Origin of the sequence: Paraburkholderia sp. 40, assembly GCF_050434105.1 — a bacterium.
Lineage (GTDB): Bacteria > Pseudomonadota > Gammaproteobacteria > Burkholderiales > Burkholderiaceae > Paraburkholderia > Paraburkholderia tuberum.
Window position 1 is genome coordinate 32,800 of record NZ_JBNPVY010000003.1, and the last position, 26,489, is coordinate 59,288.

General features: G+C 60.0%; 18 protein-coding genes. 1 reads left to right on the top strand and 17 read right to left on the bottom strand.

The window, feature by feature from the left end; genetic code table 11:
- Window positions 1-100 precede the first annotated feature (100 nt).
- The 16 genes from tssC to OKW28_RS15665 all read right to left on the bottom strand — a co-directional run bounded on the left by tssC (window position 101) and on the right by OKW28_RS15665 (window position 21,272).
- Window positions 101-1,603 (bottom strand): type VI secretion system contractile sheath large subunit, encoded by a 1,503-nt coding sequence (tssC, locus tag OKW28_RS15590; RefSeq protein WP_184068177.1) that lies wholly within the window; start codon window positions 1,601-1,603, stop codon window positions 101-103.
- A gap of 46 nt (window positions 1,604-1,649) precedes the next feature.
- The gene (gene tssB, locus OKW28_RS15595; protein WP_429447068.1) at window positions 1,650-2,183 is read right to left on the bottom strand and encodes a type VI secretion system contractile sheath small subunit; all 534 of its coding nucleotides are present in this window, start codon (window positions 2,181-2,183) and stop codon (window positions 1,650-1,652) included.
- 204 nt (window positions 2,184-2,387) lie between these two features.
- Window positions 2,388-4,067, bottom strand: a complete 1,680-nt coding sequence (locus tag OKW28_RS15600; RefSeq protein WP_429447070.1) for an OmpA family protein — start codon at window positions 4,065-4,067, stop codon at window positions 2,388-2,390.
- 24 nt (window positions 4,068-4,091) lie between these two features.
- Window positions 4,092-4,733, bottom strand: coding sequence for a DotU family type IV/VI secretion system protein (locus tag OKW28_RS15605; RefSeq protein ID WP_429447072.1), 642 nt, complete (start codon window positions 4,731-4,733; stop codon window positions 4,092-4,094).
- 67 nt (window positions 4,734-4,800) lie between these two features.
- Entirely contained in the window at window positions 4,801-5,364 is a 564-nt protein-coding gene (locus OKW28_RS15610; RefSeq protein ID WP_184061770.1) for a fimbrial protein, read from the bottom strand.
- Between the two features lie 73 nt (window positions 5,365-5,437).
- Window positions 5,438-8,089, bottom strand: coding sequence for a fimbria/pilus outer membrane usher protein (locus tag OKW28_RS15615; protein WP_429447074.1), 2,652 nt, complete (start codon window positions 8,087-8,089; stop codon window positions 5,438-5,440).
- Between the two features lie 198 nt (window positions 8,090-8,287).
- On the bottom strand, window positions 8,288-9,052 hold the full coding sequence (locus OKW28_RS15620) for a fimbria/pilus periplasmic chaperone (protein ID WP_429448717.1): 765 nt from the start codon (window positions 9,050-9,052) through the stop codon (window positions 8,288-8,290).
- A gap of 99 nt (window positions 9,053-9,151) precedes the next feature.
- Window positions 9,152-9,700, bottom strand: a complete 549-nt coding sequence (locus tag OKW28_RS15625; protein WP_429447076.1) for a fimbrial protein — start codon at window positions 9,698-9,700, stop codon at window positions 9,152-9,154.
- A 254-nt stretch (window positions 9,701-9,954) separates the two neighbouring features.
- Complete coding sequence (locus tag OKW28_RS15630; RefSeq protein ID WP_429447078.1) at window positions 9,955-10,605, bottom strand: response regulator; 651 nt, start codon at window positions 10,603-10,605, stop codon at window positions 9,955-9,957.
- 1,012 nt (window positions 10,606-11,617) lie between these two features.
- Window positions 11,618-12,595 (bottom strand): IS5 family transposase, encoded by a 978-nt coding sequence (locus OKW28_RS15635; protein WP_429445188.1) that lies wholly within the window; start codon window positions 12,593-12,595, stop codon window positions 11,618-11,620.
- 77 nt (window positions 12,596-12,672) lie between these two features.
- The gene (locus tag OKW28_RS15640) at window positions 12,673-14,100 is read right to left on the bottom strand and encodes a basic amino acid/polyamine antiporter (RefSeq protein ID WP_429447080.1); all 1,428 of its coding nucleotides are present in this window, start codon (window positions 14,098-14,100) and stop codon (window positions 12,673-12,675) included.
- A 69-nt stretch (window positions 14,101-14,169) separates the two neighbouring features.
- A complete protein-coding gene (locus tag OKW28_RS15645) occupies window positions 14,170-15,606 on the bottom strand; it encodes a basic amino acid/polyamine antiporter (protein ID WP_429448718.1) in 1,437 nt (478 codons plus the stop codon).
- A gap of 141 nt (window positions 15,607-15,747) precedes the next feature.
- Window positions 15,748-17,244, bottom strand: coding sequence for an efflux transporter outer membrane subunit (locus OKW28_RS15650; RefSeq protein ID WP_429447081.1), 1,497 nt, complete (start codon window positions 17,242-17,244; stop codon window positions 15,748-15,750).
- Window positions 17,241-18,578, bottom strand: coding sequence for an efflux RND transporter permease subunit (locus OKW28_RS15655; protein WP_429447083.1), 1,338 nt, complete (start codon window positions 18,576-18,578; stop codon window positions 17,241-17,243). The genes OKW28_RS15650 and OKW28_RS15655 overlap by 4 nt, the downstream gene beginning before the upstream one ends.
- A complete protein-coding gene (locus OKW28_RS15660) occupies window positions 18,475-20,301 on the bottom strand; it encodes an efflux RND transporter permease subunit (RefSeq protein WP_429447084.1) in 1,827 nt (608 codons plus the stop codon). The genes OKW28_RS15655 and OKW28_RS15660 overlap by 104 nt, the downstream gene beginning before the upstream one ends.
- Window positions 20,298-21,272, bottom strand: coding sequence for an efflux RND transporter periplasmic adaptor subunit (locus OKW28_RS15665; protein WP_429447086.1), 975 nt, complete (start codon window positions 21,270-21,272; stop codon window positions 20,298-20,300). Before OKW28_RS15665 ends, OKW28_RS15660 begins: the two co-directional genes overlap by 4 nt.
- Window positions 21,273-22,532: 1,260 nt before the next feature.
- Here OKW28_RS15665 and OKW28_RS15670 point away from each other — a divergent pair.
- Window positions 22,533-24,593: an esterase/lipase family protein gene (locus OKW28_RS15670; RefSeq protein ID WP_429447088.1), complete on the top strand. Its 2,061-nt coding sequence runs from the start codon at window positions 22,533-22,535 to the stop codon at window positions 24,591-24,593.
- A 985-nt stretch (window positions 24,594-25,578) separates the two neighbouring features.
- On the opposite strand, the gene OKW28_RS15675 is transcribed toward OKW28_RS15670, so the two are convergent.
- Complete coding sequence (locus OKW28_RS15675) at window positions 25,579-25,896, bottom strand: hypothetical protein (protein WP_429447090.1); 318 nt, start codon at window positions 25,894-25,896, stop codon at window positions 25,579-25,581.
- Between the last annotated feature and the right edge of the window lie 593 nt (window positions 25,897-26,489).

A 26,489-nucleotide genomic window follows, 5' to 3' on the forward strand; every position in this document is an offset into this window, starting at 1 on the left:
CCTTGATACAGATTAGTTTTAAAGATGCTCAATGAAAGTCAGGCATATTTAGTGAGCGCCTGTCCGTCGCTCAATCACCGAATGAACGGTAGACGTCAGATCAGGCTGCATCCTTCACGAGCGGCAGCTTCGCGACGAGACGCAAAGAAACCGTCAGACCTTCAAGTTGGAAATGCGGACGCAGGAAGAACTTCGCCTGGTAATATCCCGGATTTCCCTCGACGTCCTCGACGACCACTTCGGCCGCGGCCAGCGGCCGACGTGCCTTGGTTTCCTGCGACGAATTCGCGGGATCGGCGTCAACGTAGTTCATGACCCATTCGTTGAGCCACTGCTGCATTTCGTCCCGCTCCTTGAATGCGCCGATCTTGTCGCGCACGATGCACTTCAGGTAATGCGCAAAGCGCGAGCACGCGAACAGATACGGAAGACGTGCCGATAGATTCGCGTTCGCAGTTGCGTCTGGATCGTGGTACTCGACCGGCTTCTGCAACGATTGCGCGCCGATGAACGCCGCGTAGTCGGTGTTCTTGCGGTGAATGAGCGGTATGAAACCACTCTTCGACAATTCCGCTTCGCGACGGTCGGAGATCGCAATTTCCGTCGGGCACTTCATGTCGATGCCACCGTCATCCGTCGGGAACGTGTGACACGGCAGGTTTTCAACTACCCCACCGCTTTCCACACCGCGAATCAGCGTGCACCAACCGTAGTTCTTGAACGAACGGTTGATGTTCACCGCCATTGCGTAGGCCGCGTTCGACCATACATAGCGTTGATGATCCGCGCCGGCGGTCGCCTCTTCGAAATTGAATTCGTCGACCGGATTCGTCTTGACGCCATACGGCAGGCGTGCAAGGAAACGCGGCATTGCAAGGCCGATGTAGCGCGCGTCTTCCGAACTACGCAGCGAGTTCCAAGGTGCGTACTCGAGGTTTTGCGTAAAAATCTTCGTCAGGTCGCGCGGGTTGGCGAGTTCCTGCCACGAGTCCATCTGCAGCACGGACGGTGCCGCGCCCGTAATGAACGGCGCATGCGACGCTGCCGCCACCTTTGCAATCGAGCCCAGTAGGTCGACATCGGCGGGCGTGTGATCGAAGTAGTAGTCAGCGACGAGACAGCCGTACGGCTCGCCACCCAACTGCCCGTATTCTTCCTCGTAAATTTGCTTGAAGAACGGACTCTGGTCCCACGCAATCCCTTTATAGCGCTTCATCGTGCGACGCAGGTCGTCCTTCGACACATCCATAAAGCGGATCTTCAGCTTCTCATCCGTTTCCGTGTTCGCGACGAGGTGATGAAGCCCACGCCATGCGCTTTCAAGACTCTGAAAATCTTCATGGTGGAGAATCAGGTTGATCTGTTCGGATAATTTACGATCGATCTCCCCAATAATTGACTCTATGTTTTTGTACGCGTCGTCGGACACCGTTGCCGATGTAAGCAGTGCTTGTTGAGCGAGCGTCCGGACAGCCCCCTCGACAGCCTCGCGCGCGCGCTCCGTTTTGGGCTTGAATTCGCGCGATAGGAGTGCGTTGAAATCGGACTGATTGGTCACGCTCGCCGTTGCCTTGGCGCGCGTGTTCGCTTGAAGTTCGGCCATCATTTCCCCATTGTTTCAGGCTGTGCTTTCGTGCGGAAAGCAAAAATCATTCGTTGGTCACCGGTTCGCCGGTGGATGCCGCTTCCGGCTTTGGCGCCTTTGCGAGCGCTTCGAGCAACGCTGGGTCTCTCAACACCTTGCTGACCAGGTTTTCCGCGCCACTTTTGCCATCCATATACGTTTGCAGATTGGCGAGTTGCGTACGCGCCTCGAGTAGCTGCGCAAGCGCGTCAACCTTCTTCGCGACGGCTGCGGGCGAGAAGTCGTCCATGCTTTCGAACGTGATATCGACCATCAGATGACCTTCGTTCGTCAGCGTGTTGGGCACCGCGAACGCGACACGCGGTTTCATGGCCTTCATTCGCTCATCGAAGTTCTCGATGTCGATATCGAAGAACTTACGATCGCCGACGGCGGGCAACGGATCAAGCGGCTTGCCCGACAAGTCGGCGAGGACGCCCATCACGAACGGGAGTTCGACTCTCTTTTCCGAACCGTAAATTTCGACGTCGTATTCAATCTGGACGCGGGGGGCACGATTACGTGCGATGAATTTTTGAGAACTGGTGGAAGCCGACATAGTGCTCTGAGGTTGTTCGCTCAAGTAAAAAAGAAGCGGCGACACCGCTCGCTTTCGTATGAAATCCGCAAGCTGATGATGTTATGTCTCGGAGCAGCGCGGCGATATGGGCGGTTGCCCAAAAGTCTGTCCCGTTCCCAAAAGCGAGGCCGGGTTGGCGTACGCGAACGCAGGCTCCCGGAGGGCTACCCGAGACGAGTACTTTCAGTGCGTGCCTGAATCGGGAACCACGGTGATTTCGACGCGACGATTTATCTCGCGCCCCTGACTAGTTTCGTTGCCGGCGATCGGCCGGGTATCGCCATACCCCTGAATTGCGAAACGCGTGACGGGCAATGTAGCCGTGTTGACGAACCAATCGCGGATGGCCCGCGCGCGTGCCTCGGAGAGCTTTTGATTCGCGACGCTGGCACCCACGTTGTCAGTATGACCCGCGATGAGAATTCGCTTGTCGGGATTCGCGCGAATCAGATCGAGAACCGCGTGGAGCCTTGGCTCTGCACCTGACTTGAGCGTCGTCTTGCCGCTGTCGAATAACAAGAGGCTGTCGATCGTCACAGCAAGGGGCGGGGAATGCGCGGCGATCGTCGGGGAACGCGATGTCGCGGTCACGCGTTCAAGCGCGACTTGCAACTGCTTGCCCCGATACAGTCCCCAGCCGAGCCCGGTCGGCACACCGTTGCTCGCATAGCGAGCCAACTCGGCGGATTGTCTGCGCAACGATTCGAATCGCTCACGCTTCGCATCCGCGCGGGCTGTGGGTATATGCGTGTAAACCTCGAGATCGTCGGCGACTCGCGTGACCAACCTGCTGTTCGACCATGCGGAGACACCAATCGACACCATCAGGACGACCGCCGACGCAGCCAACGCGTGAAAGCTTCCGGAATACGACCGGGCCCACTCGCTCTTCGAAACCCGGAATCTGTCGTTCCGCGCGATGGTCATAAGTAAAGGCAGAGACAGCGGCTTCGGTTGAGCCTTCGGCCTCATCAGCAGCGGCCGCAGCGCGGTCTTGCCGGTGAGCCATCGCGTCCATGCGCCTGGACGCATCGGTGGGTGTCCTATGTCGGCCAACAGCAAACCGCGCAGCGAGAACGGCGCGGTGTTCGCGAGCGATGAAAGTATCGATAGCAGCGCCTCATCTTCTAGCCAGTCGAACACTGCATGTCCCAGACCGGCACGCGACGCACGTTCCGGGTGGGCGACAGCGAGCCAAGCCTGATCCAGCTGTTGCCTGAGCGCTTGCACGTGTTGCCGCGCGGTTGCGGTCGCCGGTTGCATCGTCGAGATATTCATGGCATCGCCGAACCAGACCGGTTCCACTGCGTGGTCGCTATTCGAACCGAGGTACGCGTAGATCGCGATATAGCAGGGTAATACGAACGCCCGGGAACCGATGCAAGCGTCGATTTGATGCTTCCAGCGGGAAAATTCGCGGCGAATTACAGCATCGTCGCACTCACCGTCGGGAACAACGGGTATCAACACGGCATCCGGCGGACGTTGATGCGACTCCATCACCGTGGCCAACACGCTGGACAACTGCTGCGGGGACCGGACACGGAACCACAGCGCATCACCGTTACGTCGCAGTGTGGATGTCTGGCCATCGCGTGCAAACAACGCGCCGGCATGTGGCCCGACGACGAGAACGATCGATAACTGACGCACGTTCCCGAGCTGAAAATCCTGATCCTCGTGGGTCGGATGCGATCGCCCGTAAGCTGGCAAAACGGCGGCGCCCACCCCCGTCAACAGAACAAGACTGAGCACAACGGGCCACGATGGTTGGAGAGCAAGCGGCAAACATAACCATATCAGTCCAACTACGGAGACAGCGATCCAGATCAGCGCCGCCCGGTAGCTGTTTCCGGAAATCATTGCGAACGCTCCGTCTGCATAGGACTACTCTGCGGCGACGACATTTGAGGTAGACCGCGTGTCGCAACGGTCCAGACTAAGGTCCATCGCCGTCCATAGTGACGCGATGGCAACCGCACCAGCAATCACCCCGCCGGCGGTTCTGCGTGAATGTGAGATGCGTGACACGTCCGACGGCCGAGGCGAATTGGTCGGTGGCATGGCGTTATCCGGTGCGTCGGGTATGGAGAACGCCGCCTTATTACGCAGATGCCCGTTCAACGCCGATTTCGCACGCTCCAGGTATGCGTTGGCGTTTTCTCGTCCGCCGTCGAAGCCCAGCCCCAGCAACATGATGTAGAACTCAAGTCCGGCGGGGTCCGGATCGCCGCCGTCCACCACCGCCTCGATCCGGTGCCACACCCATGCGGCGCCATCGCGCACGCCATGAAAACGCATCTGCAGCGGGTCACGCAACCATTCCTCGCGCTGCCTGGACGGCAATGCATGCAACGTCAGTTCATCTAGCAGAACGCATTGTGCGAGGCTGGCTTCCCGGATGTCCGTTGCCGGAAAAGTTCGATCCAGCATTTGCTGCTGTAGCGTCTCGACCAACGTACTGCAACGCGCGCGCCAAAAAGGAATAGCCGGCAGCTCCGCGCCGTCGGACAGCAGTGCTGCATGCAACGCAGTCGCTCGCATGAGCGCGATTGTTGAGTCAAACATAATAAGAAACGTATTCGCGCCGGCACCCTCAGGGCATTTCGACGACATAGGTGACGAATGTATTGACAGTGCCAGCCGTGGCCCGACCGGTTGCGTAGTAGCTGGCAATGAACTTCACCGGCGTTGGATCCGTGGACGTGATCGGAACGACTCTCATCGTAGACCGGTCGCCGACCTTGATCCGCGATCCGTCCTCATTGGCCAGCATGACCTGTACATTCGTTGCCGACGCCGCCCCGCTCGCATTCTGCAGGTCCAGATTCCCGGTGTTGGGATCGGTCGACGAACCGCTCTCGAAATACACGCGCGCCCCCGTTACACCGCTTGGACATTGGATCGTGATGGTAAAGAACTTTGAGCCGCGATCTATAACTCCGGCCGTCGGCAGCGATTGCGTCGAAAGCGTCGGCAACGTGACCGTCATGTCGGGCGAACTCACCAGCGCACACGTCGTCGCGTTATAGGTGCCACTAAAATTGAGCGTGACCGAAGGCGAGCCTTGCGCATGTACGCAAACCGATCCCAACAGTGCACCTGCGATCAATCCGGAAATTAGTCCGGCAATCCGAAAGTATCTACAAATATTTTTCATTTTCTGACCTCTACTGTCGGCGGAATCATCTAAGCCGCAGCGCTGGAGCTGACCGAATATCGACCTTCACACTTCAGCGAAGCGAACTGACAAGCGCCGCGCCCGCTGAACGTCGCGCTACGGACTTTGCCGGCGGAGACCAGACTAGCGCTGGATCACAGCTCAGCTTGATGCGCGCAACGATGCCCGCGCGCTGACCGCTGTCCGCCTTGTCGTCGTCCGGCACCGTGTAGGGCATCACGCACTGCTCCGCTGCGCGATTGCCCCAGCGCACCAGCAGCTTGCCTTCGTGCTCGAGGCCGCGCAGGTACGAGAGGCCACCCTGACCGACGATGCCCACCGATTTCTCGGACTCGTCGAATAACTCGGTGCCCATCGGCATGGCTTTGCCTTCCCGATCCAAAACCTCGGCGAAAATCGGCGTGCCCTGCGTGGTCGCAATCTTCACCTTGACGAGCGAACTCGCGCGCGGCACGACTTCCTCACTCGTGTTGCCCAGTTCAACGTCGAGCGACACGTCGCTCGGATCCAGCGCGACCGTGTTGACCCGGTATGGCATCAGCGAAGACACCACCGCATAGCCGTTAGCGTCAATCCTTGCACCCTGGCCATTGATGATCCGACCACCTTCCGCGCCTTTCGCTTCGACGAGCGCGAACGCCTGCCCAAGCGGCGGGCTCAGCGTCATGCCGCCACTGTGAACGACGACCGCGCCGTCGGCGTTGAACGCGGCTTGACGGGTCTGATTGCTGATCGATGCATTGACGTTGTAAGTACCGAACGGCGCGCGATACATCGCGTAACCACCCGCGGAAACGGTCCGATTGTCGCCGGCGACGATCCGTGACGCGTTGACACCGTAGGTGATCGGCGTGGCTCCGCTCGTGTTGCCCGACGCAGTGGCCTGAATTGTGCTATCCCCGTTCGAGCCGCGCGAAATGTTGGTGGTCAGATAGTCGAACATATGATGCTCGTTCGAGTCGACCTTGCCGAGCGGAATCGTCAGGTTCAAACCTACCTGCGTGCTGATCTTCGAGTTTTGCAGGCGCGTGCGTTGCGCATATAGCGAGTAGGACACCCGCTTGTACGCGCTGTTGAAGCCAACCTGATATTGCAGGTCGTAGCCCTTCGACGCGCCCCAGTAGTTCTGCGAACTGCCGGCGATATAAAAAGAACTCGACTCGCCGATTGGCTGGTTGATATTCAGCTGCAGACGGCTGCGCGTGCGGTAGTCATACTGTCCCGTGGTGTCTCGTGAGCCATATCGCGCGTACATCGCGTCATGCAGGCTATAGAAGCGTGAGGTCGAGTATCGGTAAGCCGCAACCGAAATATTCGTGTTGGGCCCTGGAAGGAGCTTGCTGTAGCTGATCCGCGTACTGTAGCCGGGACGACCACCAGACACCCCGGGAATATTCGTTCCCGCCGCCGTTACGTCAAACGCGAATGCGCCGAGCGGCGTATTGAGCGCGACACCCACCAGGCCAGCCCAGTAACCTTCCGCAAACTGTGCACCGGTGTAGCCGGTCAACAGGTTTGTCAGGCCGCGCTGATAAACCGCCTGCGCCACCCACGGATGGTTATTCAGCACGGTATCGCGATAGACACCGGTCGTCAGATTGAAACGTGCAACGCCAGGCCGCAGCAACTGCGGGACGGACGCAAACGGCACCAGAAAAGTCCGCTGACGGCCGTCGGATTCTGTAATAGTGACCTGAAGGTCGCCGCCATAACCCGTAGCCGGCAGGTCGTTCAGTTCAAACGGCCCCGGCGGCACGCTGGTCTCGGCCACGATGATGTTGTTCTGACGCACGATGATGCGTGCATTGGTATCAGCCACGCCACGCACAACCGGCGCGTAGGAGCGCATGGAATCCGGCAACATGCGGTCGTCGCTCGAAAGCTGGACGCCACGCACGTTGAATGAGTCGAAGACGTCACCGCTCGTCGAGCTGTCGCCGATCGTCAGTTGGCTCTTAAGCGCCGTGACATCGTGTTGCGCAAACAGCGCGACACTTTGCCAATGCGTGCCGGAACCCCGGTTCTGCGAGCTTACCGTGGACCACTGGCGGAAACGCCAGCCGTTCACGTTGAATCCGCTTTGCAGACCGAGGTAGACACTGCTGAAGTCTCCGCTACCATGGTTCTGGTGAGTCGTATAGCCGGCGAGACTGTATTGCACGAAGCCTGCGTTGATCCCGTTGTCCCAACGGGACGGATCAACGTAACCGGCAGCCTCCTTGCGCAATTCGATCTGTGGAATCGACAGATCGAGTTGCAGATCGGCGGTGTTGAACGATGCAACCGATCCCGGTACGGCTTCAACCAGCGGGACGCATTGCACTGACGCGTCCGTATCGTCGAAGTCGCCCTTTCCTGCTTCCTTCAACCGCTGGGCCACGCGCTCGGTATCTACGCCAGCGCGGTCGAGGCCAGGCATCGTGAAACAGGGCGTTGCGATATCCGAGCCCGGCACTGCCTGAAACAGGACATCGAAGCGTCCACGCTTCTTACCATTGACGAGCAGTTCGAGCGGATAAACACCGGGAGCAACAGGATTGCCTCGCGTATAGCGTGACAAATCGGCGACGTTGCCCGTAAAGAATGCTGGATTGAACTCGACTTCTTGCGGAACTTCCGCAGCGGGCGCATTTGATGTCGCCGTGGTAGATGACGCATCCGTACGCGCAGCCTCTCCGTCGACACCGGCTGCCTGTTGCGGCAACTCGGACGCCGAGCAGTCGCTGGATGGCGTCGCCGCTGAGTCCGGCGCGCACGCGGCGACTGCGGAATTTGAGCAAAAGACCCAGCCCGACGCTATGATTGCCGCCCAAGCCAGTGGATGAAACCGGAAAGGGACATTACTGAATACTCTTTCAACCGCCGTCTTACTATTCCGCACGCCCGACATCCCGTATTTCAATTATTGATTCTTTTGCGCTTCCGCGCTTTGAGCACCTGTCACTTCCGCCGAGTCCTTGATCGCTGTACCGAAGTCGTTCAGAACCGTATAGGAAACGGTGGCAGGAGCTTTGATATCCAGCTTTCCATCTTGTGGACGGAGATCGACGTGCCCGAACGGCGGTGCCATATCGGGCAAAAGAGCGACTTTCCTGCCTGCCGTTTCTACCTCTGCCGTGCCGACGGAAATGTAGTAGGGCGAAGGGTTGTCCAGACGAACGATGCTCTGACCTTTGTCATTTGCCTCGACATGCCACTTCAGCTGGGCCCGCCCCGCCGTTGGGTCATCGAGCAACGATACCGGCCGGTAGAACATCTTGATACGCGTTCGGAACGCGAGCTGAATCATGTTCCGGTCATCAGCGTCCTTAGGCTTCGGCGGAATTTCGAGAACGTTCAGCCAATAGACAGCCTCACGGTCCTTCGGCATGTCGCCGCCTGTGAACATGATGCGCAAAGCCTGCCCTCTGTGAGGCTCGACCCGAAATACCGCCGGCAGTAACGTGAACGGCACCTTGATTTCATTCGGGGCAGCTGCCGCATCGCCGTCGTCCAGCCACGCCTGGACCAGGACCGGACGGCTGTCAACATTGTTCAAACGAACATTGACTTCACGGTTTTGCGCCGGATAAATAACTCGGGTACCGGTAATGGTGATAGCAGCTTGTGCAGCAAACGAGGTCACACTTAAGGCGACAACTGCGGCGAACAACATTGGAAACTTCATTGAAGTCACTCGCTCCTCCACGCGACAGATAAGCGGAATGCCACTTCGGGTTGCCTTCGAACTAGAAGAGCAACCCGATGCCATTCGGCTTAGATTCGCTTACTGGTATGCCAACGTGTAGCGAACAACAGCCGTCACGTTACCGGCCGTGGCTCTGTCTGTTGCGTAGTACTGGCCGGCGTAGTACATCGTTGCCGTACCGTCGCTCCCAACATCAACGAACTCGCCCGTGCTGCCCAGCGGAAGCACCGACATCGTGCCATTCGCGCCATTGTGGTCAAGCAATTGCACTTCGACGTGCTGGGCCGGCGAGGTAGTTGCCTGGTTAATGGCATTACGCGTAACCGGGTCCATGTTCGTGGTCTCGAAATGCGCCGCGACCTGTTTCAGCGTTGCCGGGCACTGCGACACCGAAATGTTGAAAGGCGTGGACCCGCCGACTACGCCAGCCGCAGGCAGCGTCTGCGAAGACACCCGAGGCAGCGTGACCGTTTGGTCCTCGTCACCCGAGTTGATCACACAGGTGTCGTCATACAGTTCTCCATTGAACGTTACCTGACCTGTGCCCGGTGTAGCTTGGGCGAAAACCATCGGCGCGACGGACAGGCCCATCAGCGCGATCATGAGTTGCGTTACTTGTTTTTTCATGAGATTCCTCTTTGTTGCCATTTCAGAACTACAAACCCTTGTGAAGCCGGGACGTCCAGCGATCGTCAAGGCAGAGGAATGATCTCATTGAAGAAGATCGGTGTTAATGGGCCGATACCCAAAATGAAAGACCAAATAGGTCAGTCGAGAAACGGCGTGTCGATTCCTCGAACTGAACAGGTCACAGGACCACCATACGATAGAGAGAAGGCGCCGCGAGAACTACGGAATCCGCCTGAGAATCGAGGCAATTGCTACGAGCAGGAGCACTCGCGCACGATCGTGACGAGTTCTACGTCGTTTCTGGCACCGAGCTTCTTCATGCCAGCGTTCTTCTGATTGCTCACGGTCTTGGGGCTGCGATTGAGCCGCTCGGCAATTGTTGCGATCGACATCCCGTCGCAGATCATTCGCACGACCGTCGATTCTTTTTCAGATAGCAAATTGAGAGAAGATCCGCCTTGCGCTGCGCGCCCCGTTGCGCGCAACATCTTGTCCGCAATGGAATCAGGCAGAAACACGCTTTTATTTTTTGCAACGCGAACGGCAGCGGTAAGGCTGACAAAGCCCTCGGGACCCTTACCGACGAAGCCGGCCGCCCCCGCGTTGAGCGCAGCTGAAATGATGTGCGTGGAAGAATGCGTGCTCAGAAAAACTACTCGTATGGATGGGGCGACACGCCGGATCCGGTCAAGAAGATTGAGACCGTCGGCATACGGATCGCCTTCGAATTCGTAGTCGCACACAAGAACATCGACTGGCACTTCAACCAGCCGCTGGAGAAGCAGGCCGATACTTTCGCTTTTGAAGCAGACCTGGATGTCAGGACAACGCTGAAGAAGATGCTCGACGCCGAGGAGAATAAATGGATGATCGTCGGCGATACCCACTCTTATTTTGTTCACTCACACTCCATACCACGCAGGTGAATACCTTTTTCTTGCCGAAACACCCTGCATGATTTGTCACCAAAGTACCATGTCATTTCACGCCGTTACATGATGAGAAAGGCGCAGGGCATCTCGTCCCATGCCACTCGTCGACTTCCCTGATCCTGTGTGTCGCCACGGGACGCTGCGTTTGCGTGGGCCTAGCCGCACACCTCAGCAGCAAGATCGAGAGCCGCAACCTTCCTGCTTCTAATGAAGCGAACGGCGTCGGGAACGCCTATCATCTAAGCGCACCAGTCGGTGCAGTCCAAATAGCGCATATCAAATTGGCTTGATCAATCCACAAAAGCATTTTGCACCACGCAAATAGAAGTTTTCGAACCACTATTAGTTAAAACGATGCAAAATCGGTGAGAAAGCCGGTGTGCTTTGGGAAAGACAAAGCAATTTTTCGGCATACAACCTGGCATGGATCAATCATGAAGATGGGATAGCGCAACGCACCCCAACTCGTCGGCGAGGAATTAAAACATCCCCGCCTTGCACAGAGGCGGATTGTACGATGCGCTAACAAGAAAAAAGTCAGCAGAGTCCTATATGCGTCATAGGTGCAAGAAGTGCTTTCAACATCCAGCCCAGTCGGCCCGTCGCAATGCCCCATCGCCGCCGGCGTCGCCGCCGTGTTTCTTCTAGCGGACCCCGCGCGACAGCAGGTCCGCCCTCGCGGGCCCATTTGAACCGAAACCGCTAGTTGCTGCCCCGCGTGCTGGCGAGACTGCATCTAATGCAGCGCGAAGGCGCGATTCACACGCGCCCGGCCGACTATTTCATCCGCTGCATTCGCCAGGCCGCGATCATGTGAGCCGCGCGGCGCGCGAGCGCGAGCCTTAAGGCAAAGCTGAACAAGCGGGTAAATCGGCGACGTGTCAGCGATTTGAACTTCGCCAAGTGATGAGGCCGAGCTTAAGCCCTTGCTTTTCGGCCCTCGCAGGCCTGTTGGGCGGGCACTTTGCCCGCCTTTCGCCCACTATGGGCGTACCGGTGCCATCAGTTTCTTGCGCGACAGGTAGACGTTCGCCAGTGCGAGCGCGACGAACGCCCGGTTGGCGTTCTTTGCCAGCCCTCGATAGCGCACCTTGGTAAATCCCCACAGGCGCTTCACAACCGCGAAGACGTGTTCGACTCGCGCCCGGATCTTCGACTTGTTGCGGTTCTTGCCGCGCTGCACCTCGTCGACTTCGCCGCCCGCACGGCGCGTGCGCTGATTGGTATAGTCGCGCGCCCTGGGCGCCTTGCTGTGGATCAGTGCCTTCTGGCTCGCATAGGCGCTGTCGCCGTAGACGCGCCGCTCCTGCCCGTGCAGCAATTGCGGCAGTGGATGCTTGTCATGCACATTGGCGGGCGTGAGCACCGCGCTGTGCGCCAGGCCGCTCTGGCTGTCCACACCGATGTGCAGCTTGGCGCCGAAATACCATTGGCGACCCTTGCGGGTCTGATGCATCTCGGGGTCGCGCGCCTTCTGCTCATTCTTCGTCGAGCTCGGCGCGCCGATGATCGTCGCGTCCACGATGGTGCCGCTTTTGAGCTTCATGCCGCTGGCCTGAAGGACCCGGCCGACTTCGGCAAACAATTGCTCGCCCAGTTTGTGCGTCTCCAGCAGGCGCCGGAATTTGAGCAGCGTCGTCGCATCGGGCACACCTTCGCAACCCAGGTCAATTCCGGCAAAGCGACGCAGGCTGGCGCTGTCGTAGAGGGCCTCTTCGCAAGCGAAGTCGGCCAGATTGAACCAGTGCTGCACGAAGTGGATCCACAGCATGCGCTCCAGACCAATTGGCGGGCGGCCATTGCCGCGCTTCGGATAATGCGGCTCGATCACCGCGCACAACTGCGACCATGGCACGATCGCATTCATCGTGTCGAGAAACTCGTCGCGCCGCGTGCGTTTGCGGTGGGTCTCGAAACCCGCACCTTGATCGGCTGCCATCGCCAGCGTCTGCTGTTTCATCCTGTTCTGCCTTCCTCGTTTAATCCGATCTCTATAACGCTTGACGTGCCAGATTGGTGGACTTAATCAGTGTTGCCTTAAGCCGCAAAATGATTGCGCACAAGATCGACGAACGCGACCAGCCCGGTAAGCAGAACCACAATGAACAGCCAGCGTTCGAGCAGCGTAAACACAGGCCGTTTCCCCTTGCGACGCTCGGCGATGTAAAACCACACGGTCGCCGCCGTATAAAGCACGGTCGACATCAACAGATAATGCAGGCCGCCCGCGTACACGAGAAAGAGCGCGTAGCCGCAGCCCAGCAGCGCGAGCATGAAATCGATGCGCCGTGACCACGGCTGCCCCGCATACGATTCGCCGCTCGCTGCGAGCTTCAACCCATAGCCGGCGACGAGCAGATACGGGATCAGGTTCATCGACGTCGTGAACTCCTTGGCCAGCGTGAACGCTTCTTTCGAAAACAGCGTCACGATCAGAAAAGCCTGAATCACGAGGCTCGTCATCCACAGTGCGGCGACCGGTACGTGGTTGCGGTTTTCTCGCCCGAGAAACGCGGGCATCGTTCGGCTCTTGCCCGCCGCGTGCAGAATTTCGGCGGCGAGCAACGTCCATGCAAGATAAGAACCGAGTACCGATATCAACAGGCCAAGCTTGACCACGACCGCGCCCCAGGCGCCGACCGCGGCGCTCAGCACGCCAGCCATCGACGGATTTTTCAGCGTGCCCAACTGCTCGAGCGGCAACACGCCATACGACAACAACGTGACCATGACCATCAACGCAAGCACGCAGAGAAAGCCGAGTACGGTCGCGACCCCGACGTCGCGCCGTTCGCGTGCATGCCGTGAATAGACACTCGCACCTTCGACGCCGAGAAACACGAATACCGTGCCCAACATCGTCTTGCGCACCTCGCCGAACAGACCGGTCGCCGACGGCTCGGGAATGGTCCACAGATTCGCGACGAACAACTGCCACTTGACACTCGATAGCACGAGCACCGCGAACAGTCCAAGCGCGAACAACTTGGCGGCCGTCACCGACGCATTCACTACCGACGAGCCCTTCACGCCGCGCAGTATCAGAAAGTGAAACACCCAGATCATCAGCGAGGAACTGACGATCGCGCTAAACGTATTGCCAGCGCCGAATGAAGGCGCGACGATCGCGAGCGCGGACTTGATCAGCACGAGATACGCCACGTTGCCGAGACAGCTGGCGCACCAGTAGCCGAACGCCGACAGAAATCCCGTGTAGCGTCCAAACCCGACGCGCGCATACGTGTAGACGCCAGCGTCGAGTTCCGGCTTGCGCCATGCGAGCCGTTGAAAGATCAGCGCGAGTATCAGCATGCCGGAGCCGGTGATGGTCCAGCTGATCAACGAACCGACTACGCCGGTATATTTGCCGAGCGCCTGCGGCAACGAAAAGACGCCCACCCCGACCATCGAGCCGATCACCATCGCCATCAGGCCCGGCGCTGAAAGTCTGACGCGCTTGTCCATGGCTGCGATCGCTCTCCCGCGAACACGTTCCGATCGAGCCGCGCTCGTGCGACTACGATGATCGACCGCTCAGATGACGATCGTGCCGATCGCGAGGCCGATCAGCGCGCCAATCGCGCCGCAGGCCGCGACGGCAAAGATGACCCACTCGACTTTCGAAAACACCCGCTGGCCGCGCTCGCGTTTGGCCACCACATACAGCACCGTACCGGGCGCATAAAGCAGCGCCGATAGCATCAGGAACTTCACGCCGCCCGCGAACAGCAGAAAGGCCGTATACAACGTCGCGAACATCGCGACGAAATACTCGGTGCGCAACGCGCCGCTCAAGGTGCCGCCATTCTGTCCACTATCGTAACGCGCGGCCTTGATGCCGTATGCGGCCACGAGAAAATAGGGAATCAGCGCCATCGAGCTCGTGAGATTGAGCATCAGCGCAAACGCATCGGTCGACCAGTACGTGCTGATTACGAAACACTGCACCACGGTACTCGTGAGCCAGATCGCGGCGACCGGCAGCCTGCGCTCGTTTTGTCGCGCGAAGATACGCGGCATCGTCTCGAGACGCGCGGCGGCGAACAGCACCTCGGCACAGATCAGCGACCATGCGAGGTACGCGCCGAGGATCGAAATGATCAGACCGGCGCTGACGAACACGACACCGAATGGGCCGAGCAGCGCGCCGAGTACCGCGGCCATCGACGGCTGGCGCATCACCGCGATATCCGCGCGCGGCAAGGTCGCGTAAGGCAGCAGCGTCACCAGCACCAGCAGACACAGCACGGCGACGAAGCCGGTGATCGTCGCGGCGCCGACGTCCGAGCGCTTTTTCGCATAGCGCGAGTACACGCTCGCACCTTCGATACCGACGAACACGAAGACGGTGACGAGCATCGTCGCGCGAACCTGCGAGAACAAGCCCTTGCCGATCTGATCGCTGCGTTCCCACAGATTCGCGCGAAACATGTCGGCGCGAAACAACGCGATCAGCATCACGATGAACAGCACGATTGGAATCAACTTCGCGACCGTGACGATCGTGTTGATCATCGTGGCCTGCTGGACGCCGCGCAGCATCACCAGATGAAACAGCCAGATGCCCACCGACGACACGATGATCGCGGTCGCCGTATTGCCGTTGCCGAAGGCGGGCACGAAAGCGCCAAGCGTCGATTTGATCAGCACCCAGTACGACACGTTGCCGAAGCAGCCGGCCATCCAGTAGCCGAAGGCGGATAGAAAGCCCGCATAATCGCCGTAGCCCGCTCGCGCGTATGCGAACACGCCCGCATCGAGCTCGGGCCGTCGCTGCGCGAGCGCCTGAAAGACGCGCGCCAGCGCATACATGCCGATGCCCGCCACGCACCATGCAATGACCGCGCCGAACGGTCCGGTCGCGCGCGCGAAATTGCGCGGCAGCGAGAAAATCCCTGCGCCCACCATTGAGCCGACGACCATCGCGGTCAATGCGGGCAACGACAGTTTCGTCTCGACCTGGGTTGCCATCGTCCACCCTTCAGAGAAGCTGATTTCCTCCAGAAAGGGACTTACGCGGAGCAGGTACGCGTGCATTGCGCATCTCCTGTTAGTCCTCCCCGACTGAAGCCAACGGCCTTGCGAGTACCGGACCGCACTCCTCCTGGTCGTTCACTGTGCGGCCGGTGCCGGTGCGGTGGCGGGCGCGGGTTCCGTCGGCGCTCGTGTATTCGAGGCCACTGGCGGATTGGCCAACCAGCCGCCCCCCAACGCCCTGAACAGCGCGAACTGTGCCTGCAGTTCGCCGACCTCTTCCCTCGCCTGCGACGACTGGCTTTCGAGCAGCGCAACTCGCACCTGATCGATATCGACGCGGCCGGTATCGCCGAGTTCGTAGCGACGTCGCACCTGGCTCAACTGCGTGGTGCGACGCGTGACTTCTTCATTGCGTGCCTTGAACAACTCGTCCTGCCGGTTCAAACGCGCCAGCGCACGGTCGACGTCATAGAACGCGCCGAGCGCGGTCTTTTCGTAGTTCAACATGGCCTGCTGCGCCTGCGCATCCGACGACTCCACCTGCGAGCGACGCGCGCCAAAGTCGATCAGCGGCATCGCCATCGCCGCGCCGAATAGCCAGAACGTGCTGGCCCCGAGGCTTTGACCCGCGATCTCCCAACCATTGCGTGCAAGCAAACCGCTCAACGACATGGTCGGCCAGTAGTTGAGCCGCGCGACATCCGACTGCCTGAGCGCCGCATTCACGCGTGCCTGCGCCGCGATCAGATCCGGGCGCCGCATCAGCAGGTCGACCGGCTGGCCGGGCTCGATATGCGGCAGCGCGGTCATCAGCGTGTCGCTTTCATCGAGAATCCCCGCGAATTCCGCGGGCTGCACGCCGCATAGATTCTGCAAATTGAGTCGTGCCTGCGCGATGCCGTTCTCCACGTCCTGCAAACGCGCATCGACCTGCGCGCGGCCGGCGCGCGCTGCTTCGATGTCCGTACTCAGCACGAGACCCGCGTTAAAGCTCTTCCCGGCGATGTCGACGAAGTCGTCCGCGATCGCGCGGCTCTGCAACAAAATCGTGCGCTGACGCAGCAGCCCGCGATAGGTGACGTACAGATCCGCGACACCCGACACCACGCTCAGGCGTACCGCCTCCGCGTCGCCCGCGGCCGCGCGTGCCTGTTCGCGTGCCGCCGAGAGCCTTGCGCGTCCCTGACCAAACAGGTCGATCTCCCATCGCGCCTGCAAGCCGACACGCCAGAACTGCGCATCGGTATTGTTGATGCCGAGGAATTCCGCGAATTCGAGCTGCGTCTCGGCGCCGTGGTACTTCGCAGCGCTCACGCCAGCACCGACCGACGGCAGCAGTTGCGAGCGAGCCAGCCGGATACCGGCCTGCACCTGATCGACGCGTGCGTAAGCGGTCGCGATGTCGAAGTTGTGCGCGAGCGCGAGATCGATCAGTTTGTTCAGCGTCGGGTCGTTGTACTGGGTCCACCATGCCGCGAGCTGCTGCTCGGACATCGGTGTCGCCACGCCCGGTTGCGCCTCCGAATACTGCGGCGGAAATGCGGCGGGCTTTTGCAGCTGCAATGAACCCGTACAGCCGGCTTCGAGCAGCAGGGCCGCGATGGCGAGCAGATAAGGGCGCGCGCGGATCATTTTGCTTCCGGGTGTCGACCCGGCTCCCATTCCGCCTGCCTGATCGAGAACAGCATCGCATACAGCGCCGGCACGGCGACCAACGTCAGCACGGTGGCAAAAACAAGGCCCGCCATAATCGTGATCGCCATGTCCTTGAAGAAAGGATCCCACAACAACGGCGCCATGCCGAGCGCCGTCGTACCGCCCCCCAGTATCACCGGCCGCAGACGGTTCATCGCGCCGTGGGTCACCGCCTGCATGCGCGGCACGCCCGCGGCGATCTGCGAATCCATCTCTTCGACGAGCACCACGCCGTTCTTGATCAGCATGCCGATCAGACTCAATAGACCGAGCAACGCCATGAAGCCGAACGCGCCGCGAAACAGCAGCAGACCGAGCGTGACGCCGACGATCGACATCGGCACGACGAGCAGCACGACGAGCGCCGGCTTCAGGCGTCCGAACATCATCAGCACGAGCAGCGCCATGCCGATGAAGCCGAGCGGCAGTTGACGGAACAGGCTCTGCTGCGCGCGCGTCGACGATTCGTGCTCGCCGCCCCATTCGAAGCTATAGCCCGATGGCAGCTTGATGTTCTCGATGCTGGAGCGTATGCGGTTGAACGCGTCGACACTGTTCTGCCCATAGATCGGGTTGGCCGAAACCGTCAGCGTGCGAATCCGGTTTTCGCGCGCGATCTGGCCTTCCTCCGTACCGACCGTGAAGCCGTTGACCACGTCGCCGAGCGGCACGTAACGGCGCAGCCCCGCGCTGAACACCTGCAGGTCCTGCAGACCCGCGACGCCACGCGTGTAGTCGGGCGAACGCAGCACGATCGGCAGTAGCTGATCGCCTTCGCGATAGATGCCCGCCCGCAGGCCTTCGGTTGCATAAGCCATCGTGTCGCTGACCTGACGGCGCGTCACACCGAGCGAGCGCGCCCGCGATTCGTCGAATTCCGGCCGCACGATGCTGATCGGGTTCTCCCAGTCGTCGCGAATCGCGATGATGCGGCCGTCCGCCTTCAGCACATTCTGTGCTTCTTGAGACAAGCGGCGCAGCACGGCCGGATCGGGTCCGGAGAAGCGTGCCTGAATGGCCGCGCCACCGCCGGGACCGAAGTTCGGCCGCGTGACCGTCCAATGCTGTTCGGGGAAGCGCTTCTTCAGATCCGCTTCGATCTCCGGAATCATGTCGTCGATCAGGCCCTGGTCCTTCACGCCGACGATGAACTGCGCGTACGACGGATCACGCCCCTCCGGATCGTAGACGAGGAAGAAACGCGTCGCGCCCGAGCCGATATAGGTCTGCACGTTGGTGACGTCCGCATGCTTGAGCAGCACTTTCTCCACCTCGCGGCTCTTTTCGACGACCGCGCGGATATCGGCGCCGCGCTGCAAGCGCATGTCGACATAGAAGATCGGCGTGGTCGACGCGGGGAAGAAGCTCTGCTCGACGAAACGGAACGCCCACCACGGCCAGCACGGTCAGCGCGACGAGGCCGATGACCACGAGCACACGCTGTCTCGTGACCCATGACAACAGCTCGCCGTAGCGCTGGTACAGCTTCGACTTGAACGGGTCTTCATCGATGATGTCCGCGGGCTTGAAAAGATACGTGCCGAACAGCGGTGTCAGGGCGATGGCGATCACCCAGCTGAATAGCAGCGAAATCGCAGCGACGGCGAACAACGACGCACAGAATTCGCCGACCGCATCCGGCGACAGGCCGATGCCCGAGAAAGCCAGAATCCCCACAATGGTCGACGCGAGCAGAAGCCATTGGCTTTGTTTGAGAATCTCCGTCGCCGCCTGGAGATGCGACGTGCCTCGTTGAACCTTCACGAGCATCCCCTCGACCACCACGATGCTGTTGTCGGTCAGCATGCCCATCACGATGATCAGCGCGCCGAGTGAGATACGCTGCAGCTCGATGCCTGCCGCGTACATGACCAGCAGCGTGCCGAGGATCGACAGGAACAGCTCGACGCCCAGCACGACGCCCGCGCGCCAGCCGAGCGCAATGCCCAGCGCGACACCGACGATCGCCACGGACAGGAACACGTCGAAGATAAAGCCGCGCACGCTCTCGTCGACGACCTGCGGCTGATCGTAAAGCGAGTGCAGCTTGATGCCGATCGGGCGGTCACGCTCGAGTTCGGCGAGCTTCGCCTTGATCTCCTCGCCGACCCTCACCACATTGACGCGCGGCCGCGCGCTGATACCGATCGTAACCGCGGGCTGGCCGTTATAGTGAATGACGTGGTTCGGAATCGTCGCGTAGCCGTGGCTTACGCGCGCGATGTCGCCGAGCAGCAGCGGGCCGGGCGTATTGTTGACAGGCAGCGAACGAATGGCCTGCAGCGAATCGAGCGAGCCGGACGGCGCAATCCGCAACGACAGGTCGCCGACACGTTCGCGGCCCGCGGGCCGAACCTCGTTCTGCAGGAACAGCGTCTGCGCAAGATCGTCGGTGGACAGATTGTTGGCGATCAGTTGCGCCTGGTCGACGTCGACCGAGACCTGCTCCTGCTGCTCACCGGCGATCACGATGTCGGACACGTCGCCGAGTGTCAGCAGTTGGCGGCGCAGTTCGCGCGCGTACTCATACAGTTGCGCCTGCGTGTAGCCCTCCCCGGTCAGCGCGTAGAACATCCCGTAGACGTCGCCGAAACGGTCGACCACGAGTGACGGTCCCGCGCCCGGCGGAAGCCGGGGCTGTGCATCCGATACCGACTTGCGCACCTCGTCCCACACCTGCGGCAGTTGCGCCGACGTGTACTGGTCGCGAATCTCGACGCGGACTTCAGAGTAGCCCGGTGTCGAACGCGAGGTCAGCTTGTCGACCTGCGGCATCTGCTGGATCGCGCTTTCGAGCCGGTCCGTCACTTCCTGCTCGACTTCGTGCGCACTCGCGCCCGGATACAGCGTCACGACGACCGCAGTCTTGATCGTGAACTTCGGGTCTTCGAGCCGCCCGATGTTGTAGTACGCGAAGATGCCGCCCAACAGCGAGATGAGCGTCAGAACCCACGCGATCAGCGGCTTTTCGATAAGGGGGCGCGCGAGATTCATTGAGGCGCATCCATTGGACGGACCGCCATTCCCTCTTTCATGAACTGTGAGCCGCCGGCCACCACGCGCTCGCCCGCCGCAACCGCCCCCGCGACGACCACATCGTCATTGCGAATTTCGCGCACGCTGACCGGCACCGCATGCACACGGCCGGACGCGGCGTCGTAGCGCCACAGACTGCGCTGACCGTCCGCGCCGATCGACACCGCGGCGATCGGAATCGCGAAGTACCCTTTGTTGTCGTTTTGCGCGACCTGACGCGCCGTGTCGGAAATCTGTACGCGCAGCGCCATGCCGGGGAACAGCATCGCGCTTTGCGGTCCTTCGATCGAGAACACGAGCCGGTAGGCCGCCGAAGTCGGCGAGGTCTGCGTGGTCCGTTCGCGGAACACGAGCGGGAAGCGGTTCTGCGGCCGCTCGGGCAGCCACGCCTCGGCTCTCAGCGTCTTGTCGACGAATAGCCGTTCGGCAATGCTCTGAGGCAAATCGACGCCGACATCGACACGGCCGATGTTTTCCAGATTGAACGCGGGCGCCCCAGCCTGCACGACCTGCTGGATCTCGATGTTGCGGCGAGCGATCCGGCCGTCGAATGGCGCGACGAGCTGGGTATTGCGCAGGTCGCGGCTCGCCAGGTCGCGTGCCGCGCGTGCGGCATCGGTGGAAGCCGACAACTGCTCATAGGCAGCCTGAGACAGAATCCCGTCCTGGCGCAATACCGCCTGGCGCTTCAGGTTGTCGCTCAGCTGCTGATACTGCGCGTTCGCGCGTTGCAGTTGCAGCTTGTAGGGTTCCTCGTCGATCCGCGCGATCAGTTGCCCGCGTTTCACCGACGCGCCTTCGAGCACCGCGATCTGCACGACGCGGCCCGATACTTCGAAGGCGAGCGGCGAGATGCTGGTCTGCTCGACCCGCCCGGTAAAAATGCGAATGGCGGAAGCATCGGCCGGTTCGACCCTGGTGAGTTGCACGGCTGGCCTCGTATCGCCATTCTGTGTTTCGGTCTGCCGTTGGCAACCCGACAGTGAAACGACAAGCGCGCAAGTCAGCGCGCACGACACTGCGCCGGTCAGTGCGATTCCGGCTGATCGGCGAGGCCGCGGTGCATCGGAGCGGTTTGCATTCATGACGTTCTCGGCTGACTGCTGGCGCAACCCATGTCGTAAGCCCGGCGGCAACGTAGCTCACGGCCCGGCGAATACGAGACCCTACAGGTTGCTCAGCAATTCATAGGGGCCCATAACAGTGGACCGACGGGTGCATCCGATGCGACTTCCACGGCCAGCTCAGACTCGAGGAACAGCGGCATCCCTTCTGTCGGACCGGCAACGTCGTTCAAACCAGTCTATCGGCGACAATGGTGTTGTGGCCGTCGGGACTACAGCCGCGACCCATGTGTCGTCATTCCGGCTCCGTTCATCAGGCATCCTGTCTAAGTGCCAAACTGCTTCGCCATGTCGAAGCAAGACTGAGGAAATTGACGAATCCGCCCTGTACGGAATGCACGACGATTCCGCAAAACCTGAAGACGAATTGCGGGCGGATTGCAGCGTTGAATCAGATCCCTTCGATTGAACCTTGCTGCAAAATTATTAAAGTTCCCAAACAATTCGTTGTCAAGAGCCTCACAGGCGCAGCACGATCGTATCGATCGCTTACCTTAAGCGGTATATCAAAGCCATCATAGGCGTTCATGACTTCGCGCAGTTCACTGGTGGTTTGCCCGGATCATGCGTGCGTCATTGCCCCTTTCAGTTCGTCACAGGCATCATGGCCGAACAATGCGCAAGCCGTCAATCGATTCGCGACTTACTACGGCCATACAGACTTGTTCTATGGTTGCTTCGGCTTCTGTTGACGAAAAATAAGCATGGCTATTCTGCTGTACTAGTGACGAAATGCCATGGGGAAAAAATGCTATAGGTTTCATGGAATTTTTGTTTCGCCGATGGAGCAGCCGTGATCGTTAGATCGGAATACTCTCTCATTGAAGCCAAGGCGCGCTGTGGGGGACGGCGTTGGTTGCATCAGCAATTCGCCGGGCGTAGAGTACTCAGCGGACAGGTAATTCGTTCTCAGCGATATCGATTCGATGCGCGAGGCAACCGCCTTGTGACCCAACTCTGCATGAAAGAAAGTTGGCAATTGCAACGTCGCGGGCCGCCGCCAGCATTCATCGCTTGCATCGGCGTAGCGCGGCTGCCGTCTCGGACGAACCGGTTCGACGCATCATGACGCGCTCGCTCGCATCGTGGACATCGCGGTGCGCGGCACTCGCGCTGCTCACCAGCAGTCTTCTGTGCGGTTGCGCGATGGTGACCGTCAGCTCGCAAGGTGCGGAGCAGTACATCGCGATGCGTCGCGGCGACATTCTGTCGACCGGCCGTCTGAGCGCCGCGACGCGAGACACACTGCACATTGCGGCACTCGACGGGAACACCTGCCAACGTGAGCCGCTCGATTGCATCAATACGATCTCGACCGTCGGCGGAATCAATACCGACCGGCGATTGTCGAGCCTCGCCGAACTGTCGTTGCAGATGGCCATCACCAACACGCCGGCCAGCGCCAGCGATTGGAGCGACGCGCAATTCGATCTGTGGCTCAGGGCCGCGCGATTCGCGTATGCGTTTCTGTTCCTCGGTGAACGCACTGCTGGCGAACGTGCATTCGAAGATCGTCAGACCCAGGTCCGTGACTACTACAACTACGCGGTGCAGGAGCTCGCCCACGCGCTGTTTCTGCGTGGCGCGCTCGCTACCGATGCCGGCAACGGCGTGCCGGGCACGCAGTACATCGCAGGCTGGTCCATTCATCTCGACCTGAGCCGAACCCGGCTACCCGAAGGCGTGCGCGAACCGCGCGAAGTCATCCCGGCGTCGCGGCTGTCGTTCGCGGGGATACGTAGCATTTATCGACGCGATGGTTTGGGGGCGGAACTCGTTGCTGTGATGAACGTGCCGCCGCCTGAAGATGACGTCGATGCGGGTGGCAATGCCAGCGCCGACACGCGTGTGTCCGCCCGCGTCGATGGTCCCGCGAGCGCACCGTTCAAACCCGGCGTGTCGTCAGCAGCCGCGGATCGGCCAAGGCCGGCGTCGCGCTTTTTCCGCGAGATGCCGTCGCCGAACGTCACCGCGTTGATCTGGTTCAGCCAGGGCACGCTCGAACAGGTGCTTGCCTCGCACGAGGTCGTGCTGTCCGTCTATGATCCGTATCGCGAAGACAGTGTGGAGCGACACGGCCAGACTGTGCCACTTTCGGCCAACTTCAGCGCGGGCTACGGCATCTGGCTCGCGCGCTCGGGCTTCGCCGGGCAATCATTGCGCACGCTGTTTGGACGCGCACACGGTATCGATACGCCCCGCATCTACATGATGCAACCGTTCGATCCCAATCGACGGATCATTCTGATGCTGCACGGCCTCGCGAGCAGCCCCGAGGCATGGGTCAACGTCGCCAACGATATTCAGGGCGATGAAGTGCTTCGCCAGCATTTCCAGGTGTGGCAGGTCTACTACCCGACCAACGTGCCGATTCTGGTCAACCTCGCGCGTATCCGCCGCGCCACGCAACAGACGCTCGCGCACTTCGATCCAGACGGTACGGCGCCGGCGTCGCATGGCATGGTGTTGATTGGTCATAGCATGGGCGGCGTTCTGGCGCGGCTGCTCGTGTCGACTTCCGGCGACGCACTTTGGGCGACGTTCGAGGACAAGTACGTGCCCGAGGGCACCGATATCGATCGCGAGGACGAGCGGCTCGATCGGCTACTGAACTTCACGCCGATGCCGCAAATCGAGCGCGCCATATTTATCGCGGCCCCCCATCGAGGCACGCCGTTCGCGAGCAACCGGCTGTCGCGCTGGGCGGCCAACCTCGTGCGTCTGCCGCTTGCCCTGCTGAACGAGATCGAGGAAGTGATGCAGACGGCGACGAACATCGAGCCGCAGGGACGGACCTTCCATGTGCCTAACAGCATCGAACAGCTGCGCGAAACCGATCCGTTGATTCGCGCGACGTCGCAGTTGCCGATCAGCCCCCAGGTTTGCTTCCATTCGATCATCGCACGGCGCCGCGAAAACGGGCCGCTCGAAGATTCCGATGATGGCGTGGTCCCTTATCGCAGCGCGCATCTCGTGGGCGCGCTGTCCGAGAAGGTGATTGTTGCTGGACACAGTGTGCAGGAGACGCCGCGGGCGATCCTCGAGATTCGGCGGATCTTGCATGAGGATATTGCGCAGATCGATCAGCGCGGGGAGGTTTGCGGGGAGGCTGGGATAGCGAAGTGATGGCGGAGGGGCCAGCTGTCTTTTGCGGCGGCTCGGACTTGGGCTTGGACTTGACGTGCTTGCTGTTGCTGGGCTCTGTTCGAATCACTGGTACAGCGTTCCGAATCAAGCCAGCGTGATCGAGGCAGGCGCGGAAGATTGGTTCGGATGAGCGGTCAGGTCAGCGGAACGCTCGAAAGATCGCGATAGCCACTCGAGATTTTTTCGCTACAAATTACGTATTGAATGTTACGGATCGGCGGGGCACGTGTGTTCATTCTGGCGTGTTGTCGCCGTTTGGGGGGAGTGATGGGGTATCGTGCACCAATTTGACTGATTGGCGTGAAACAATGGGATGCATTGGTGAAAAAAGTCTTTTAAAACAATAGGTTGACACGCATAGAAGAGGTTTAGTTATGTTTCACGCCGTGTCGGTTGGCGAGATTGGCCGAAGAATCGAAAATTCTCGCTCGTATTGGCTAAGAGTCATTCGTTTTTCGATATTTAGTTCGCAAAAGTTGACCGTATGTTCAGTCCCCGTATATTGCCAGGTTGCAGATGCGCGACTGCTGCATCTGCTGAAGTTCAAGTTGGCCACACGCGTGGCGACTGACAGTCGCTCGAATTGCGGATGCGCGATCGTCTTGCTAGTCAATATCACAGGGCGGGGCGGGAGAGATTCTTTACGTTCGCGAGAATTGCGCGCTTGCCCTCACCTATCCTGCCGTCCATCGTCCGACGGATTTCTCGCGGATGATCTGAGAGCAGCGATGTTGATTTCGCGCTGAACGAGTGGTCTGACGCAGGCCTATCCGGGTGGCGTGACATACGATCGGACGGAAATCATTCGTTGCGGTCGAGTCACTCATTACTCCGGTGCTTGCCCAAAAAATGATCGGGGCGGTCGCGATGCATCCCATCGAATACATCTATCTGGGTGTCACCCCAGCGGGTGGGTAGATCGGTAGGCCTGACGGCCGACATCAACTATCTTTAAAGTGCCCTCTCACTGACGACGGTGGGATGTTGGCTTAACGCGATTACAGCCAAATTCATCGCGGCCGGCAGGTGTTCGCGATTGACTTTCTGGTGTTCGATCGAGACGCTGAATCAGCGACGGGATCTGATTTGAGGACAAGCTTGCGCCGTGGCGAACACCGTTTGCGGAACGGCGACTGCTTCGTTTGAGATAACGCGCGATACATGATGCGGGATCCCTTAACGCGACGTTCCAGTAATAACTGGCTCCCGCCGGATCTTGACGCATGTCGTCTGTTCGCTGAGGCAAGCCCCATTCACAGCCTTCCTTGGCGCGTTTGTTCATGCCGCTTTCATTGCTAATCGTACGGAACAGCTTTTCCGGCAGAACGACTGTTGACTTTGCGGTCGATAAGCGGTGGCCTCAACGCTGCGCGCGTTCATTGCCTGAGGTACACCGGGAGTGTGAAGCATCCTTGCGAGACGTCGACGATCTTCGCCGAGGTTTGCTGCGGCCGACAGTGCCATCATGAACACGGCTGTTCATGGACAACCATGTGCAATGCACGTCGCGCACTAAGAGTCGCGGCCTTTCTCATTGAGAAGATTGGGACCGACGATAGCGGAGTCGAGTCGTCTCGGGGAAACGCGCTGATGCGGCGTTGGGTTGAGAATGACCGTGGATGGTCTGCCGGAATAGAGTTTACGTTTATAGGACAGAGGGCTGGCCCTCCATCCCGTCCGTCATATGTCGCCGGTGCGATTTTGTATGTGCTCCGGGTAATGCGACCGTCAGCGAAGCAGCCGAACCCCGGCTCAATGGATGCATCAGAAATCCCTAGTCATTGGCTGTCTCGCTCATGGCGAGCGGCTGACCCGCCGCGGGGTGCCTGCGAGATCGCTGCGAACGCAATACCGCGCGAATCGCTCCACGGGTCG